Consider the following 17317-nt stretch of genomic DNA (forward strand, 5'->3'; position numbering starts at 1 on the left):
TTAGAAATGAAAAACCTGTTTATTGATAGAAAAAGTGCTAAAGATGTCACTTATAAGAATTATGTTGATATCTAAAACTAATGCTTTCTGTAGAGTTAATTATTAAAAGAAAAAGTAATTTGTATACAAATATCATTGACTTGTTTAATAAGTGTAACTAAAATTGTTACGTCTTGTATTTTATCTGAAGGGAGAATTATAACTTGAAGATTTTTAATGTATATATATTAATTAGCTTGTTTATTTTATTATTAACAAGTTGTAGTGTCATAGATAAATCAATAATCTCTGTCACACAAAAAAAAGAAGTTAGTCAAACAATAAAAAATGAAGTGAAAACAAAAGAAAAAATGGTGGGAATTGATGGCCAGAGTATTTATTTTAAACAAATTGGGAAAGAAAAGCCCCCCTTACTTATGTTTCATGGATTTGGAAACTCTTCTGATGGTTTTAATGATATCTATTCAGATTTAGCACAGAATCATACCATTATTTCAGTTGATATATTAGGATTTGGACGTTCTTCAAAACCAATTGATTATTCATATACATTTCCTAATCAGGCAAATATGTATTATAAATTAATGAAAAAGTTAGGATATGATACATTTGCTATAATGGGACATTCCTTAGGTGGGGAATTAGCATTAAATTTAACATATTTGTATCCTAGTGCAATTACAAATCTAATTTTAGTAGATGCACCAGGGGTAGAATCTTTACAAAAAGAGTCAATCTCGTCTAAACCAAGACTAATGGATGAATTAAATACAGTATCTGATATAAAGGATTATAAAGAAAATGATGTAAAGTATAAAAGGAACAATACAGAACATTATAAAGAACTGCGAAAAATGATAGAAAACAAATTATATATGGATCCGAGGGAAATTCAGGTTCCAACTTTGATAATTTGGGGACGAAAGGATAAAAGTGTTTCTTGGAAAGATGGTAGCAAGTATCAACAATTAATAGCAAATAGTACATTACGAATTATAGAAAAGGGATATCATGCACCATTTCGGCAAGAACCAAAAGAGTTTATAAGATATGTTAATGAGTTTTTTAAAAAGCATCCTCTTTAAACACAATAAAAAAGTGTAAGATTCATATTTACGTTAATGTATACTTTTGCTAATATTTTTGTTTTACTGTGATCCTTTTATAGTTTAGGTGCATTACTTACTTCTCTAATTTTGTTGAATTTTATAAATAATATAGGGACTAGTTACAAGAAATATTCATTTTAATTTTGTATTTCTAGATATAATAAACCGCATTCCAACTACATATCTAACAGTTGGAATGCGGTTTTATCATAAAAAAACATGAAAATATATCTGGAAAATTTCGATAGGTTGAAAAGTGTAAAAATAATATTAGATAGGGTTTTATATTATCGTACACATTGGTTGGATTTTAGATTATTTAATTCGAAACTAGTTCTACAGTGAGAGTATACTACATCTTCCAATCCCTCCTTTATTCAAAATACAGTGTTTAAAAGAAATAAATTTCAAATTTAACATATGGTAAATTTAAGTGAATTTTATATCCCCTAGACAGTGCGAAAAAATTGCCTTTTTTTATTTGCTTTTTACCCAAATGCCCACTAAGTATACACTTTATTGGAAATAAAATCTTTACAGAAAAGTAACAAGTTATTGTATATTAAAAAACTCTAGAGTTGCATTTAAATATATATCAAATTTCCAAAATCACTATTAAATATATAAAGCGATAATAATTTTATATTAGTATCTGGATAGATTGCAAAGCAGATTACTATAAGATTGTAATATTTTTGTAACGACTGTTCTTTTTATAAAAAGTATACTAATGATGAAATATCTCATGGATAACTTTATAAGGAGGAAAGAAAATGTTAAAGAAAATTATTTTAGCAGGGGCTCTAGGATTAACTGGAGTTGTTGGGGCTAATATTTCCGGATTAGATTTACCAATAGCAAGTGCCGCAGAAGAAAAGAGTTTTGGAGTATTGTCAGGAGAAGTAACAAAAGTTACTGACCAAAATTTTGTTATGAAATTAAATTTTGTAGGTGAGAATAGTAAATTAAAATCCGGGGATTCAGTCACCATACAGTCGGTTAACTCTAATATTAAGATTGGGGATAGTGTAAGCGTGAAAATGGTAGAAAGTGAGCTTGCTAAGGATTCTTTGGATTACATGGTAGGTTATGTAATTGTGATTAATTCTGATGGAGTAATAACAGGAGAAATAACCAAAGTTACTGACCAAGGTTTTGAAGTCAATCCAAATCCATTAAAAAGTATGGATGTAGATAAGATTATTGTAAATTCCAATGTTAAAGTTAAGGTTGGAGATACAGTCCAATTATTAGGTACTACAACTGGTTTTCGTATAAGTGGACACGCGCGGACAATGGACAACCCAAAAGTTAAAATTATTCAAGAAAATAAAAATTAAATATATTAAAGAGCAATTCCTATTACCTATCTAATGATCAGTAATAGGAATTGCTATGGTTAACTCTTTAAAAATAGGCTTTAATAAAGAGTTAATTATCAATTAATTAAGAGAGTATAGTTGCTCTTTTTTTTTTATAAAAATAAGTGATTTATATCATGAATTTTTAAAACAACGAGAAATAGGTACATCAAATAATCAGTTATATTTAGTCCTTTTTATATTTGATGTTTTCTATAATAGATTTCTTAAAAAATAGGATATCATATGAGTTTATAATTTAATGTTAGTATAAACGTAAATTTATAAAGAATATCGGTGGATTTCTGAATAGTATAATATGATGAGGTGAACATATGAAAGGGAAAAGGTTTTGTAAAATAATATCTATGTTAGGAGCAATATCACTCATAACAATTTCCACATTTAATCCCATTACATTGGCAGAAGAGAAAATTGAATTGAATGACAATTCCGTGAATAAAAAATTCCAAAGAGCGGAGACAGATTCACTAAATCAGGATTCAAATAAGGTTGTGACCCCAATGAAGGAATGGCTTTTACCAGAAGACAATTCTAAAGAGCGTACAAAATCAATTACTCATGTGCTTATTCATTTTATGTCAAATGCAGTTGCTAAACCTCAAAATCCTTACAATGTAAAAGATGCATATAATAGTTTTCTAGATAATGGATTGTCAGCTCATTACTTAATTGATAGAACCGGTTTCGTTTACCAATTTGTAAATGAAAATAGGGTTGCATATCATGCAGGAAAAGGAAGTATTCTTAATCAGCCAAAATATACAAATAAACTTAATGAATATTCTATTGGTATTGAGTTACTTGGTATCGGAACTTGGGAAGAAATGTTAATTATGATGGCCGAAGAAACATATAATTTAATTTCTCCTCATAATATTGGATATACAGATGCGCAGTATAAATCTTTAAAACTATTATTAGATGATATTTGTAAAAGAAATCCTAGTATTCAAAAAGATAGGAATCATATATTAGGACACGATGAATATGCAAAAGATAGAAAGACAGATCCGGGCTCTTTATTTGATTGGAATAAAATTAGTCTTAAATAACGAAAAAAATAAACATTTAGATAATTTTTATTTTGATGGTACAAATACCTGATTTTTGTATCATCAATTTTTTTGCTTTGTTAATCTAAGAATGATTTGTCAAAAGATGCAAATAATAATTTGATGAAGGAGTAAAACATGAATAGCTATGTACCCGTGACAAAATATTTCAAGTTTACATGAAAGAAAAGTATAAATAATATCTATTTTACACCAAAGATAGATATTATTTATACTTTGTTTTTTTGGATCTTACTATTTTGGAAAGGAAGTCTACTATATCAGTATCTCTATGGGGCATTAAAATAATGATAACTAGTAAAAGGTTGTAGTACTAAGTATAATAGTTTTGCTCAATGCAGCTTCTTTTAAGCTTTCCACATCGTATGGAAGGAAACAAAAATACATTGTTGAGCTATCCCCACTTTCACTTCGTTTAGAAGTGAAAGTGGGGAATTCCTAAGTAAAGAGTTCTATCGAACTCTAATTTATTAGCCTATCTCCGCAGTCCTTGCGGTTAGAAGCCTTATCGCTTCCTTACTGTGGAATAATACGTACAAAGAAACAGGGAAAGGACTAACCTATCACCCTTGCTCTGCCGAGCTTACTCAATTAAAAAAGAAGTAGATAGTATTGCGCTTCAATCCATACTAAAATAGCTAGGAGAAGCTTTTTCACGTTTTTTCAAGAAACAGAATAATCATTCACGATTTAAGTTCAAACGAAATAAAATTCAGTCTTATACAACGAAATAAATAAAAATACCTAAGATCGGACTTGTGAAGTTTGCAAAGAGCCGTGAGGTAACGGGACGCATCCTGAGTGCTACCATAAGAGGAAATTCAAGTGATAAATACTTTGTATCATTGTTAGTTGAGACATAAGTGGGGAAATTACCAAAAACAGCATCTTCTGTTGGGATTGATATGGGGATAAAAGACTTTGCTATTCTTTCTAATGGAACTACATACAAAATTCCTAAATTCTTTCGTACATTAGAAAAAAGTTAGTGAAAGTACAACGCATCCTTTCCAGAAGAACGAAAGGTACTTCAAATTGGAATAAATAGCGTGTGAAAGTGGCACGGGTCCATGAATATGTTAAGAATAAAAGAAAAGATTACTTGGATAAAATGTCTACTGAAATCATCAAAAATCACAATGTAATTGGTATTGTGTATCTATAAGTAAACAATATGCTAAAAAACAGTAAACTTGCCAAAGCAATTATAGAAGTATCTTGGTCACAATTTCGAAATATGTTGGAATACAAAGCAAGATGGTACAGGAGGCAAGTAATAATCGCCTCAAAAAAATTTGCTTCTAATCAGCTATGTTCAAAGTTGTGGTTACCAAAATACAGACGTTAAAAATCTAAATTTTCGTGAGTGGGATTGCCTTTCTTGTGGCACACATCATGATAGAGATGTTAACTCAGGAATGAATCTTAGAAACGAAGCAATTCGTCTCTTAACCGTAAGGACTATGGAGATTCCTAATCAATTAGAAATCTCCACTTCAAACAGTCCGTTAGGAGGTTAAGTGGTAAGCAGTTCAAAGACCTTGTAAAATAATTAGATTAATAAAAGTGTTTAGGATTCATGCTTTCCTACTGTAAACAGACAGCTATCTCATTAAGTGGAGGGGAGTTTATTTAGATATTTTTTGCTCTGAAAATTTTTTCATAGCGTAGTATACAAAAAAATCCAAATCTTGACTGCACAATAGAACATCTTCATGTCTTAGGTCCAATTTTTGTGTAAGAAATATTAATTCTCTTTTTTTTTCTTCTATAATTACTTGTAACTCGCTATTTTTTAGTTCCATATAAACCTTTCCTTTATAAAATAAAAATTGTAAAAAATACTTTGGTACTTTAATAACTTTATATTTCTGAGAAATAGGCTATCTATACTATGGTTAATTTTAATAGGATATGTATATTATAAATTAAATATTGCGTAAAAATAGTTACAGATAAAGTAATATAATTTACAGTTAACTATTAATAGAAAAAAACAAAAAATTGGACATTTTTTGTTTAATGTTCTTCCTGAGTCGTCTTCACCATTTCTTTATATCTTCCATTTTTTAACCATTGCAAGATCAACTGAAATTCAGCGATAATGACAACTATGGGTGATGGACAGATTTATAAAGAGCTAAAGTTATTGATTTTTAGCTTTAGAATAATTTGTTTTAAATATAAAAAAACACTCCCCATAGATAGAAGGATTTTGTTCTTTCTATCTAATAGGAAGTATTTTTTAAAGGTATGTGAACTTATGTAAGTCCAATTGTTTTATAAATCAATTTAATAAATGAAATAGTTGAAATAAAAAGCACCTAGAAAACTTTTTCAATATTATCATTAGTTTCTGCGAATGATGATCCTTTTATCCATTCATTCATATTTTTGACTTTAACTATATCTCCTTTAATTATGTTTGAATCTTTTGTTACAACTTTCACATGCCCAGTGGTATTGCTATCATTATTTATAGGATATTCAACCCATATAAATTCAAAACCTGCCGCTTTACCGATTTCTGTAACAGAACCTATTATGTAATCGGATTCGCCATACTTATTTGTATAGACCCCTAAATTTATATTGTTTTTTTCCTTAGAGCTATGAATTGGATTTGTTTTATCTTCTATTTTTTCCACAATCGAGGATTCAATAACAATCATATTAGTAAGTACGGCTGCTCCAGGTGAATAATGAATATTTACTGTATCCCCAATGTTAATATTGTCTAATAATTCAGGTTGAACAACACCTGTATTGTATGTACCATTTTTTATATCTTTAATTGTTATATTTTTTGTATCTTTATGGATAACTGTACCAGTTACTTTTTTATATTGTTTTTCTAGCACACTAATATCGTTTGTTTTTTGGAAAATAGGGTTTTTAACTTTTAATCCTGGATCTATAGAAGTTCCTGAAACATTTGTGCCATAAATATTAATTGTATCTCCTATATTAATATTTTTTAGTAATTCAGGTTGAAAAGTTTCTGTAAAGTATTTTGTTCCGTTTGGAGTTTTTATTAATATAAATACTCTATTGTTGTTTATATGTTTCTCAATAACAGTACCTGTATACTTTTTGAGCTGTTGTAGAAGATTTTGTTCGGTAGATATAGAAATATTTTCTGGTGTAGCAGCGTTTGCTGTTATTGTATTAACCCCTGGAAGGGTAGATGTTACTAAAGTTCCTATACTCAATGCGCTTACTAAAAGTAGTTTTTTCATTATTTTATTTGCTCCATTCCATTTAATTTAGTAAAGATACTTTTAAATTTAAAAAGCTAACTTTGTAAACAGTATAGTTACAATAATGAAGATTATCAATAATAAATGCTTTTATAGTATAATTTGTAACTTTTTTGTAACTTTTTTTCAAGTCATTACAAATTATAATTTCCATGGGTATGTAAAATGATAAAGTAATAAAAAATATATAAAGGATAGGAGATTTATGTGGAATATATTGAAAATATTAGGAATTATAATTGTATTAACCGGATGTTCAATAGATGAACGACCGAAAAATTTAATATCTGCACCTTCTAGTGAAAAATGGTTAGAAGATTTAAAAAATCAAATAGATAAAAATCTTCCGATGAATTACCGTTTACTTACACCGGTATCAAATAAAGACAAGCAAATGATTTGGCTTTTGGATTTAGAAGAAGGTAAAAAAAAAGAAGCAGTGTTTATTTATAAAAAATTAAACGAGGACTGTAAAATTTATCTATCTATTTATCATCAAGTTAACGGAATGTGGAAGCATATGGCGGAACATACATTCATTGGAGACAATCTTGATATTTTGAAGGTAGGAGATTTCACAGGGAATCAAAAAAATGAAATCTTAATAGGTATTTCTGAAAGTCATGAAATTAATAAGAGTACAATGTATGCTTTATCAATAGAGAAGTACGGTGTAAAAGAAATTTATAAACAAGATTACACAAAATTATTTGTAGAAGATCTTAATCAAAATGGGATTGAAGATATCAGTTTAGTGAGTTATAAAAAAAATCAGCATTTAAAAGTGAAATTTATAGAAAAATTTAATATATTATCCGAGACTGAATTTAACTCAAACGTAAATGCAATAGAAAAAGTACAACTAGGAAATGTATCTGAAAAAAGCAAGGGGATTGTTATTGATAGTGGATTTGGTGCGCATTCTGGCATTACTTATGTCGCTCTTTTCACTGAAAATCGATTTAAAAAAATATTTACAGATGAAGATAATCCATTAATAACAGAATCATTAATAGAAAGCAAAGATGTAAATAATGATGGGATTATTGATTTTGCTAATACATTTGAGCCGAAGGGATGGGAAGAGAAATCTTTTCTTGAACGTCCTAGATTTGAACGATATTTGCAGTGGGAAGAAAATACACTTACACCAATTGAAGAAAGATATGTAAACATAGAGAAAGGATATTATGTTAAGATCCCAAAGGAATTAATAGGAAAAATTACACTTGAACCTGATAATAAAAAAGGGTTTCAATGCTTATTTTATGTTGATACCAATGAACCATGGATTGAGGTATATACATTTAATCCGAATGAAAATCTAGATACAAAGAAATTTCAAAAAGTATTGAAAAATACTTCTAGGATTGCTGCTATTCCTAATCAAACAAGGTACAAAAAATGGAAATCTTATATTAAACCATTGTCCGAATATCAACAAGATTAAAGGAGAAAGACATATGCATACAATTTTAGTATTGGAAAATGAGCTAGCAATTCGTAGTTTTATTGTTTTAAATTTACAACGTGCTGGTTTTAATGTAATAGAAGCTAGCACTGGGGAAGAGGCATTAGAATTATTTAGAACACATCAAGCTATCGATATAGCATTATTAGATATTATGTTACCTGGAATAGATGGTTTTGAAGTATGTAAAAAGATACGAAAGTCAAATGGAAAATTAGGGATTATCATGCTGACAGCACGTGTACAAAATCAAGAGAAAGTGCAAGGATTAACCTTGGGGGCAGATGATTATATTGAAAAGCCATTTAGCCCTATGGAGTTAATTGCACGTATACAATCATTATTGAGAAGAATAAATTTTAATTTCGAAGATAGTGATTTAATCCATTCAGGTCCATTTGTATTAAATATTTTGCAAGAAAATTTGTATAATCAAGGCCAATTAATAGAGTTAACACCAACAGAGTATATGATTTTATATCATTTAATGATCAATTCATCTAAGACAATTTCACGTGACCAACTCCTAAACCAGATATGGGGGGAACATTTTGCCGGAGAAACAAAAGTAGTAGATGTAAATATAAGGAGAATTCGTCAAAAGATAGAATCTAATCCTTCTGAACCGCAGTTTTTGTTGACTATATGGGGGAAAGGATATATGTGGAAGGGAAATGAAAGATGAAGAAAAAAATTAGTTTATATTTTATGACTGTTATTATCCTTATGCTAGTGTTGTTTGAGGGGGTATTTTCTGTTGCTATTTATCGCTATTATTATAATGGTCTTTTGCATTATGTTGAATCACACGCTAAAGCAAGTACTAAATTTTTTTCTGATTATAATTCTGTTTATGATCTTCGATTACGAGAATATAGTGGTGATATTATAAGTTCATTTCAATTACAAGGAACTGAACTACAATTATTAGATCGATATGGAAATGTCATACAATCATCAAATGGCTATAAAGTAAATAAAAAGGTAAGAATTCCTTTATTAGTATTAGAAGGGGATACCTATCATAGAATTGCTAACCAGAAAAGTGATGGGAAATCATTAGAAGTATTAAGCCCTTTTATTCACAAGGGACAAACAATTGGGGTTTTAAAGTATACAACTAACCTAAAAGACGTAAATCAAAGAATTATTGATATAATCTTAGGTACTGTTTTAATGGGAATTATTATTTCTATAATTGTTCTAATAGTAAGTAAACATTTAGCAAATTTATTTATAAAACCAATTCACTCTATTATTAATGCCTCATCAGAAATTGCCAAGGGAACACTGACTTGTAAAATTAACGAGGATTATCCTGGAGAGTTAGGAGAGTTAGCTCACAGTTTAAATCATATGGTAAGTAAGATAAATCAGTCAACAAACATGAAAAATGAATTTATTGCTTCTATTTCACATGAATTGCGTACCCCTTTAACAGGAATTAAAGGATGGAGTGAAACATTAGCTACTTTTGAGTGTTTAACAGATAAAGAAATAAAACAAGGAATGAGTATAATTACAGCAGAAACGGATCGACTTATTCATTTGGTAGAAAATTTACTAGATTTTTCAAAGCTAGAATTAGATTATCAAGATTTGTGTAAAGAAAAGTTTTTTTTACAAGATTTACTCAATGAATCAATTTGGCAGTTAGAAACAAAAGCTAAGCAAAGAGAAATAAAGATAGTGACTGAATTTGAAGAGGTGGAGTTAATAGCTGATAGAGCCCGATTAAAGCAGGTTTTTTTAAATATTATTGATAATGCGATTAAGTATTCAAATCATAAAGGCAGAATAGAGGTTACTTTATTAAAGCAAGAACAAATCATAATCAGTATATCTGATCAAGGGATCGGGATTGCAGAAGAGCATTTACCTTATATAAATGAATTTTTTTATCAAGTCAATAGTAAATCATCTGGCTCAGGTATGGGATTAGCTATTGTAAAGAAAATTGTTAAACTTCACAATGGCTTAATACAAATTGACAGTGAGGAAGGTATAGGTACAACGGTTACTATAAAATTACCTTTTTGACACTTTCGTCTAAAAGGACAAGCGGAATAACTTCATTGGGATTCTTGGTACTAAAGACAAAGGAAATTTTTGCTATCGCTGGCGTACAAGATTACGGGGTGCCATCATCACTCTCACGACAACACGTTGTGTGTATATATATTTTAGTGTTTTGTTCTTGAAGACACATATTATTTTACCAATAGTGTGAATTTAGTCTATCGAACTCCATATGATATCTTTTTTTAAGAAGCACATAAGTGTTTTAAGGACTTGTACTTTTCTAAATTTAAAGTATAACCAACACATTACTGTTTCTCTATGAAAAAGCGATACGTTAATCCTATATCTAAAGTCGGACTAAAGCCCAATATGGGACGAACGTATCGCGAAATCTGTAAACTAATTGTAAATTGATTAATGATTAAAAATTACTAGATAATTATATCATAATCTAACCTGAATAGGAAAGGAATCTATTAATATGAAATATGTGTTTAAATTAAAGTATGTGGTACTTGTACTATTTGCAATGGTGTGTCTTGCAACAGGATTTTTTATATTCCAATCAATCACTGCTCCTACTTATGAAATAATAAAAAAAGAACATTTAGTGCAGTTAGCTAGTGAACAAAAGAATGTTGAAATAAAAAAAATACCCCCTAACTTCTATAATGGAACAGAAAGGAAAGTTGCTTATTTGACTTTTGATGATGGACCTGGAAAATATACAGCAGAATTATTAAATATATTAAAAGAGACTGAAATAAAAGCCACTTTTTTTTTAGTTGGAACAAATATAGAATTATATCCTGAATTAGTAAAGCAAGAATATTTAGATGGTCATTACCTTGCTATGCATAGTATTTCACATAATTTCAAAAAATTATATACAAATGGTGAGTATGTAAGTGAAATGGAAAAATGTCAAAGATTAATCAAAAATATTATAGGAATAACTTCAACATTAACGCGCCCACCGTATGGATCAAAACCAGGATTGGATGAAGGATTGCGTAATCAAGTTTTAGCATCTGGTTTTAAAGTATGGGATTGGACAATTGATTCTTTCGATTGGAAATACAATAAAATACCTATTGCTACTGCTGCAGAACAAATTGCGCGAAATGTAATTTCTAATGCAACAAAAAATCGTGAAGTCATTTTAATGCATGATATTCATCCTCAATCAGTTGCAGCTGTACCAGTTATTATTAAAGGGTTAAAAGAAAAGGGCTATGAATTTGAGGTTTATCGAGAAAAACATCATTTCCCATTAAACTTTTGGCATGATGATCGAATTTAGTATATGGAGGAAGAAATCTTGGCGTATAAAAACAGAATATTAATTGGATTATTATCTTTAAATTTGTTAAGTGGTTGTTCTAGTGAAAAAGCAGAAGATACTTTATATAGGCTGTTTGAAGCCGCAGCACAGCAGGAAAAAGATTTGTCGAATCATGTGATAAAGCTAAAAAATTTTGAAACGCAAGATCAAAATATGTATGAACAAATTCTTAAAGAGGGTAAAAAAGATAATATATTAGTAACAGAAAAAATAAATAAAGTCTTTAAAAATCTCAATGAGCGCAAAGAGATATTAAAAAAAGAAGAGGAAATTATTGATGCCAGTTTAGCGAAATTTAAAAATACCTCAATGTATATAAAAAAGCTTGAAAATAAAGTATTACAACAACAAGCTCAACAAGTAAAAGAGTTGTATCAATCTCGATATAAAGCTTTTAAAAATATGAAAGATAAGTATTTGAAATTATTAGGTGCTGAAAAAGAATTATATGAAAAACTGAAAACAAAAGATACAAACCTTAAAAAAATTAAAGAAAAAGTTGGAGAGATTAATAATTTACATACGGATATAAAAATTCAAATAGAAAAATTTAATAATTACACACAAAAGTATAATGAGGAAAAACTCAATTTTTATAAACAGGCAAATTTGAATATAAAGGTTCAAAAGTAAAAAATTAGTATGATTAACTTTTAAATAGTATAGGTAATCTAAATTGAAATAAATTTTGATATGGAGTAGTTCTTATAACATGGAATAAGGGCTACTCCATATTTTTGACACTCTCCGCCTAAAGAGGCAAGCTGAAGTCCGATATGTTTTTTTCGCATCTCGAAATCTGTAATTAGTTTATTAAAATCCCTTGAATATTGCTAGACTAAAATTTCTTTCCAACTTACCGTTGAGTGATCTCTAATCACACATTTGAGGAAGGAACATTTTTTGATAAAACAATAAATATTACATTTGTTATGAGTAAATTCATATAAAGTAAAGAAGGAAAAACTAATTAATTCTTAATGTTAATATTTCGTTTAATTATTATAAAAAGATAATGAGTTTTTTATAGATTTTAGTATTTTTATTATATAAAAATCTTATAATAAAAATATATACATATTCAATTATTTTAATTTTTGTAGGGAAACCCCATCTTGTTTTTTGAATCTAAAAACATACTTTGTTAAGTTAACTAATTTTGGAACTACTCCTTACTTAATTTCCTAACAGACTGTATGAGGTAGGATATTCCTAAGTACAGAGAACGAAGGTTTGCTAATTGTTTTTAGGATATCCCTGTGGTTTCTAAATAGTTAATAAACCAAGCACTTCATTTTTACAATTTTTAGCATTTTTATTATACTGTGTGCTACAAGAAGGGTAATTCCATTTACGAAGGCTAAGATTTTTAACGTCTTTATTTTGGTAACCAGAACATAGTTAGCTAGATGCAAATGTTTTTAATATAACAACAACTTGCTTTTTATCTTATTTTATATTCCAATATATTTCGGAATTGAGACCCAAAGACTTCACTAATTATTTTGGCAAGTTCACTGTTTTTTAGTCAATTGCTTATTTATAGATCCTCATATTAATTACATCATGATTTTTGATGATTTCGGTAGCAATTGAACACAAATCGACTACAATCAATAATTTTGTTTAAGATTTCTTGCTTTTTATACGGTTAGATACAAAATTTGTATGTTTTATTTATTTAAGTTGATTACACCTTATTTTCTAGCATTCCTCTTAATATAAAAAATTAGATTCACACCTACAGACATTCTTTTTCCACTTTAATATGGGTGTTTCACATCTATTAGGAACTGATAAAAAGGATATATCAAAACAAAAAATATTTGTTTTGTATGTTTTATATATTATTGTTTTAAATGTTTTATATGTTTTAAGAGTTAGGAATATGTTGATATATAAGTAATTTTAAGATTTAACTATAACAAAAATGGTTCTAACTATAACAAAAATGGTTCTAACTATAACAAAAATGGTTCATATACTATAACAAAAATGGTTCTAACTATAACAAAAATGGTTCTAACTATAACAAAAATGGTTCATATACTATAACAAAAATGGTTCTAACTATAACAAAAAAGTAACAAATTACTTTTTTACTAAAGTATATTTATTAAAAATGTTATATTTAATCATAAATATTGGAAAGGACGTATAAAAGGGTGGCCACAAGTCAACATCTTCAAATTCTTCAAATTAAAGAGAATAATATTGTTTCTAAATCTAATACGTTAATTGAAGCTAATTCACGATTGAATTTAGTCGAACAAAAAATAATACTATGTTTGGCTAGTAATATAGAGCCTAATGATAGAGACTTTAAAACATATCGATTTCCAATAAAAAAATTTCACCATCTACTTGGACTAAAAGGTTCCACCAAATATACTGAGTTAAGTAAAATTACAAAGGAATTATTATCAAAAGTAATTGAAATACGTATAGGAGAGGAAGTAATACAAGTATCTTGGCTTTCTTCTGCAATTTATAATAAGAATAAAGGGATTATTGATATGCGTTTTGATCCTTTGTTAAAACCATTTTTATTAGAACTAAGTAGTCAATTTACAAGCTATAAATTGGCAAATATAGTTAAATTAAAAAGTACATATGCTATAAGACTTTATGAATTGCTTAAACAGTATGAAGATATAAAAGAACGTACAATTAGTCTGGAAAATTTGAGATATTATTTAGATGCGATAGATTTATATATTAAATATGGGAATTTTAAACAAAGGGTGTTAATTCCAGCACAGGTTGAATTAAATGAAAAAACCGATATTTCATTTGAATTTGAGGAAATAAAATTGGGAAGAAAAGTGCAAAAAATTAAATTTACAATTCGTAGTCGAAAGAAGAAAAAACAAAATATAATGAATTTTGCTCGGGATTTTGATGAACACCAGTCTCCAAATTCATTTGAACAAAAGTTGAAACAATTTGAGGACCGATGTAAAGAGAGAATTTTTCCTAATGTATTAAAAAAATGGAGTCTACATAAAGGAATGGTATTAGAAATAATTGAAGAAATTCAATTTCGTTCAGATATCTCTTCGCCAATAGGGTATGTAGAATACATGCTTAATTCAAGATTGGAAAAATCATTGCATAAAAACTCTAAAGTTAAATTAGAAGCTGAAACGAAGGGGGGGTGTGAAATTGATAGTATTCTAAATTCAGTAATCGGGAAATATTCATCATCAACAGGAGCCATAGCCACATTCTTGGTTGAAGAAAAAGCTATTAAGGAATTAACAAGATTGGTTACTCTTGAAAAAGCTAAAGAAATATGGAAAAATCATGAAAAAAATATTATGGAGAAAATTCATGAATGTATAAAGAAAAATAAACGAAAAAAATATTAGGCCCATGTTTTTAGTTTTAATTTTGGAGATGGGTAATAGTATAAAGGATATCGTTGATAATAAATTTATTAATAGAACAGGAGAGGTTATAAATATGAAACAGTTTATTATATCTGGTGTTTTAGGAACATTAACATTTTTAGGGATAAATTCAACTGAAGATATTATTGTAAAGACAGAAACAAATCGGAGTATTACGGATTCAAAGAATCATATTATTAAATATGAAGAAACCTAAGATTACGTAATAGGTTATGTTAAGGAGATAATCAGAGAGGAGAAATTCGAAGTTGCCAAATCTGAATCGAAATGGTTTGAATTTGTAAGAGTTGAATATACTTTGGAGAACGGAATTAAAAAGGATGTTCTAGTTGAGTTGACAAAAGACCAAAATTTTAATTTGAAAGATAGGGTTAAAGTGGGTAATAAGAATAACTGGGAAAAATAGTAAGTGTTATGATTATATTGAACAGTATTAGTAAATACACTAGAATTGTAACAGCAGCGAACTAACTCGCCACTTAGCAAAGCTTGAAGTGATAGCTTCTCAGTTCCACGAAGAAAGTAACCTTTCATCTCCCTGAGCGTTACTTCGGGGTGTTCCACCTCTAGATGTCCAATGCTTGGATGCTGCTTTAGTACGGGTGATATTTTACATAGGAATCGAATGGCTTGGTTTTCGCAATTTATTTTCTCCCTGCAACCTCATATATCAAGTTTATCAAAAGTTTTTGGCTATGCAAAACGGAAATTCATCTCCCACCTATTGCCCTTCACATGCTTGAGGAAGGAGAATTTTTCCGGTAAATTCGTTAAAAAGTTATAGAAATTGGTCTTGCTAGAATGGATTCAAGTTAGTATATTTCCTTTGAATTAAGAATTTTTAAGCTAAGTATTGTAGTATAAGAGTCAGGATTTGCATTTATGGAGTATACAATGGGTTTATGAAATGTTGGTATATTAATACGTATTTTATTGAATTTAAAATACTGAAGATACGATTAACCTAATAAGAGATTTGTATGTAAAGAGGGAGTGGAAAATTGTTACGCTTTTGTAACGATTTTATGAGAATCATATGTTATGATGTATTTAAATAGTAAACTAGTTTATTTTTATTGCTATTTGTGTCGTGTGTATAGAAATGTATACAGCAATTAAAATGGTATAACGAATTAATACAACAACAAAAAGGCATCCGCTTTCTTAGGAAGAAAGGATGCCTTTTTGTTGTCTTTATAAATAAGAATTTATAGGATGAGATTAAAGTTGGAGTTATCTAATACTATAATTGGTTGCGAAATGTTGGTATTTAGGGCATAGGGGTTAATATAAGGAGTGAGGATGTAATATATATTTGGTAATATGATGTTTGAACTTTTGTTTAATCAAAAGCAGTCAATGATATGAAATCTTAGGTAGAGTGAAGAACAATATCTTTGCAAAATAAATATATAGACTGAAAAAACTTGTAGAATTAAGGGGGGTAGTGGACCTTGTAGGATTTGAACCTACGACCGGACGGTTATGAGCCGTCTGCTCTAACCAGCTGAGCTAAAGGTCCATATTTAAAATAACTATCATTTATATATGGCTATTTATGGGGATTTATAAAAAATTAAGAAATTATATTATCTTTAATAAATATTTTATCACATAAATAATTTGTATATCAAATTTATTTTAATACACAAATTACTGAACAAAGAAATTATATTCCAATCCGGGTATTCAATATGCATACCTGAATTTTAGAGAAGTTTAAGAAACATGGGAATTAGACAATCTATGCCCCTTATTGGCAATTGTTTAACGTAATGCATAAGAAGATGAAATGTTAATTGAGTTGTAGAACAGAGTAGGCTCTTCTTAAATGCATTCAAAATTTATCAATTCTTTTAACAGTAGCATTTTCAATGCTTGGAGAAATTTGATTTTCACGTATATATCCTTTTACTCTTACCTTATCGCCTAATTTAACATCTAAATCTTTAGAGTGTACAACTATTTCATTCCAATCATAGTAAAAATGAATGTTTGATATAAGGAGTTTTTTTGGAATGCTAATTCTTATCAATAAATAATTACTCTCTCGATCAATTAGCTCTCCTTCTAAAATTATTAGTTTAAGTTTAGTAGAAGTATCCATGGAGGGATTAAATTTAAGTAAGTTCAATGTAAAAAGACTTAGTCTCTTTAAGACTACTAAAAAAATGCTTCTTTTTAACATAATGTGTCCTCCTTATTTTTAACAGTGTGGTTCTTAAGTGGAATATTAATT

At 28.5% G+C, this 17317-nt stretch carries 13 protein-coding genes, 1 tRNA gene and 2 pseudogenes; 11 read left to right on the top strand and 5 right to left on the bottom strand.

Annotated features, from left to right (window positions below):
- The first annotated feature begins 203 nt into the window (after positions 1-203).
- The 4 genes and pseudogenes from ACTFRH_RS27100 to tnpB all read left to right on the top strand — a co-directional run.
- On the top strand, positions 204-1085 hold the full coding sequence (locus ACTFRH_RS27100) for an alpha/beta fold hydrolase (RefSeq protein WP_216475841.1): 882 nt from the start codon (positions 204-206) through the stop codon (positions 1083-1085).
- A gap of 797 nt (positions 1086-1882) precedes the next feature.
- The gene (locus ACTFRH_RS27105; protein WP_216475842.1) at positions 1883-2449 is read left to right on the top strand and encodes a hypothetical protein; all 567 of its coding nucleotides are present in this window, start codon (positions 1883-1885) and stop codon (positions 2447-2449) included.
- Positions 2450-2838: 389 nt separating this feature from the next.
- Entirely contained in the window at positions 2839-3546 is a 708-nt protein-coding gene (locus ACTFRH_RS27110; protein WP_440049334.1) for an N-acetylmuramoyl-L-alanine amidase, read from the top strand.
- A gap of 540 nt (positions 3547-4086) precedes the next feature.
- Positions 4087-5087, top strand: a pseudogene (gene tnpB, locus ACTFRH_RS27115) (IS200/IS605 family element RNA-guided endonuclease TnpB); the annotation flags it as partial.
- A gap of 108 nt (positions 5088-5195) precedes the next feature.
- On the opposite strand, the gene ACTFRH_RS27120 reads toward tnpB, so the two are convergent.
- The gene (locus tag ACTFRH_RS27120) at positions 5196-5372 is read right to left on the bottom strand and encodes a Spo0E family sporulation regulatory protein-aspartic acid phosphatase (protein WP_216475844.1); all 177 of its coding nucleotides are present in this window, start codon (positions 5370-5372) and stop codon (positions 5196-5198) included.
- Positions 5373-5891: 519 nt separating this feature from the next.
- The gene (locus ACTFRH_RS27125; protein WP_216475845.1) at positions 5892-6806 is read right to left on the bottom strand and encodes a hypothetical protein; all 915 of its coding nucleotides are present in this window, start codon (positions 6804-6806) and stop codon (positions 5892-5894) included.
- Between the two features lie 226 nt (positions 6807-7032).
- On the opposite strand from ACTFRH_RS27125, the gene ACTFRH_RS27130 reads away from it, so the two are divergent.
- The 5 genes from ACTFRH_RS27130 (at position 7033) to ACTFRH_RS27150 (ending at position 12298) form a co-directional block, all read left to right on the top strand.
- The gene (locus ACTFRH_RS27130; RefSeq protein ID WP_216475847.1) at positions 7033-8277 is read left to right on the top strand and encodes a hypothetical protein; all 1245 of its coding nucleotides are present in this window, start codon (positions 7033-7035) and stop codon (positions 8275-8277) included.
- A 13-nt stretch (positions 8278-8290) separates the two neighbouring features.
- Positions 8291-8983: a response regulator transcription factor gene (locus ACTFRH_RS27135; protein WP_216475849.1), complete on the top strand. Its 693-nt coding sequence runs from the start codon at positions 8291-8293 to the stop codon at positions 8981-8983.
- Positions 8980-10338 (top strand): HAMP domain-containing sensor histidine kinase, encoded by a 1359-nt coding sequence (locus ACTFRH_RS27140; protein WP_216475851.1) that lies wholly within the window; start codon positions 8980-8982, stop codon positions 10336-10338. The genes ACTFRH_RS27135 and ACTFRH_RS27140 overlap by 4 nt, the downstream gene beginning before the upstream one ends.
- Positions 10339-10801: 463 nt before the next feature.
- The gene (locus ACTFRH_RS27145; protein ID WP_216475852.1) at positions 10802-11623 is read left to right on the top strand and encodes a peptidoglycan-N-acetylglucosamine deacetylase; all 822 of its coding nucleotides are present in this window, start codon (positions 10802-10804) and stop codon (positions 11621-11623) included.
- A gap of 18 nt (positions 11624-11641) precedes the next feature.
- Positions 11642-12298, top strand: a complete 657-nt coding sequence (locus tag ACTFRH_RS27150; RefSeq protein WP_216475853.1) for a YkyA family protein — start codon at positions 11642-11644, stop codon at positions 12296-12298.
- 633 nt (positions 12299-12931) lie between these two features.
- On the opposite strand, the pseudogene ACTFRH_RS27155 reads toward ACTFRH_RS27150, so the two are convergent.
- Positions 12932-13267 (bottom strand): annotated as a pseudogene (locus ACTFRH_RS27155) (zinc ribbon domain-containing protein); the annotation flags it as partial.
- Positions 13268-13830: 563 nt separating this feature from the next.
- Here ACTFRH_RS27155 and ACTFRH_RS27160 point away from each other — a divergent pair.
- The gene (locus ACTFRH_RS27160) at positions 13831-15036 is read left to right on the top strand and encodes a replication initiation protein (protein ID WP_216475854.1); all 1206 of its coding nucleotides are present in this window, start codon (positions 13831-13833) and stop codon (positions 15034-15036) included.
- A 22-nt stretch (positions 15037-15058) separates the two neighbouring features.
- A complete protein-coding gene (locus ACTFRH_RS27165) occupies positions 15059-15274 on the top strand; it encodes a hypothetical protein (RefSeq protein ID WP_440049335.1) in 216 nt (71 codons plus the stop codon).
- A 1252-nt stretch (positions 15275-16526) separates the two neighbouring features.
- Here ACTFRH_RS27165 and ACTFRH_RS27170 read toward each other — a convergent pair.
- Positions 16527-16600 (bottom strand) — tRNA-Ile (locus ACTFRH_RS27170).
- 315 nt (positions 16601-16915) lie between these two features.
- On the bottom strand, positions 16916-17266 hold the full coding sequence (locus ACTFRH_RS27175; protein WP_216475855.1) for a hypothetical protein: 351 nt from the start codon (positions 17264-17266) through the stop codon (positions 16916-16918).
- Positions 17267-17317: the final 51 nt, after the last annotated feature.

Origin of the sequence: Bacillus cereus group sp. MYBK216-1 (assembly GCF_051916495.1) — a bacterium.
Classification (GTDB): domain Bacteria; phylum Bacillota; class Bacilli; order Bacillales; family Bacillaceae_G; genus Bacillus_A; species Bacillus_A thuringiensis_K.

Coding starts and splice junctions, on each gene's coding strand:
- ACTFRH_RS27105 (WP_216475842.1), top strand. CDS start 1,883: ATGTTAAAGAAAATTATTTTAGCAGGGGCTCTAGGATTAACTGGAGTT.
- ACTFRH_RS27120 (WP_216475844.1), bottom strand. CDS start 5,372: ATGGAACTAAAAAATAGCGAGTTACAAGTAATTATAGAAGAAAAAAAA.
- ACTFRH_RS27125 (WP_216475845.1), bottom strand. CDS start 6,806: ATGAAAAAACTACTTTTAGTAAGCGCATTGAGTATAGGAACTTTAGTA.
- ACTFRH_RS27130 (WP_216475847.1), top strand. CDS start 7,033: ATGTGGAATATATTGAAAATATTAGGAATTATAATTGTATTAACCGGA.
- ACTFRH_RS27110 (WP_440049334.1), top strand. CDS start 2,839: ATGTTAGGAGCAATATCACTCATAACAATTTCCACATTTAATCCCATT.
- ACTFRH_RS27135 (WP_216475849.1), top strand. CDS start 8,291: ATGCATACAATTTTAGTATTGGAAAATGAGCTAGCAATTCGTAGTTTT.
- ACTFRH_RS27145 (WP_216475852.1), top strand. CDS start 10,802: ATGAAATATGTGTTTAAATTAAAGTATGTGGTACTTGTACTATTTGCA.
- ACTFRH_RS27140 (WP_216475851.1), top strand. CDS start 8,980: ATGAAGAAAAAAATTAGTTTATATTTTATGACTGTTATTATCCTTATG.
- ACTFRH_RS27175 (WP_216475855.1), bottom strand. CDS start 17,266: ATGTTAAAAAGAAGCATTTTTTTAGTAGTCTTAAAGAGACTAAGTCTT.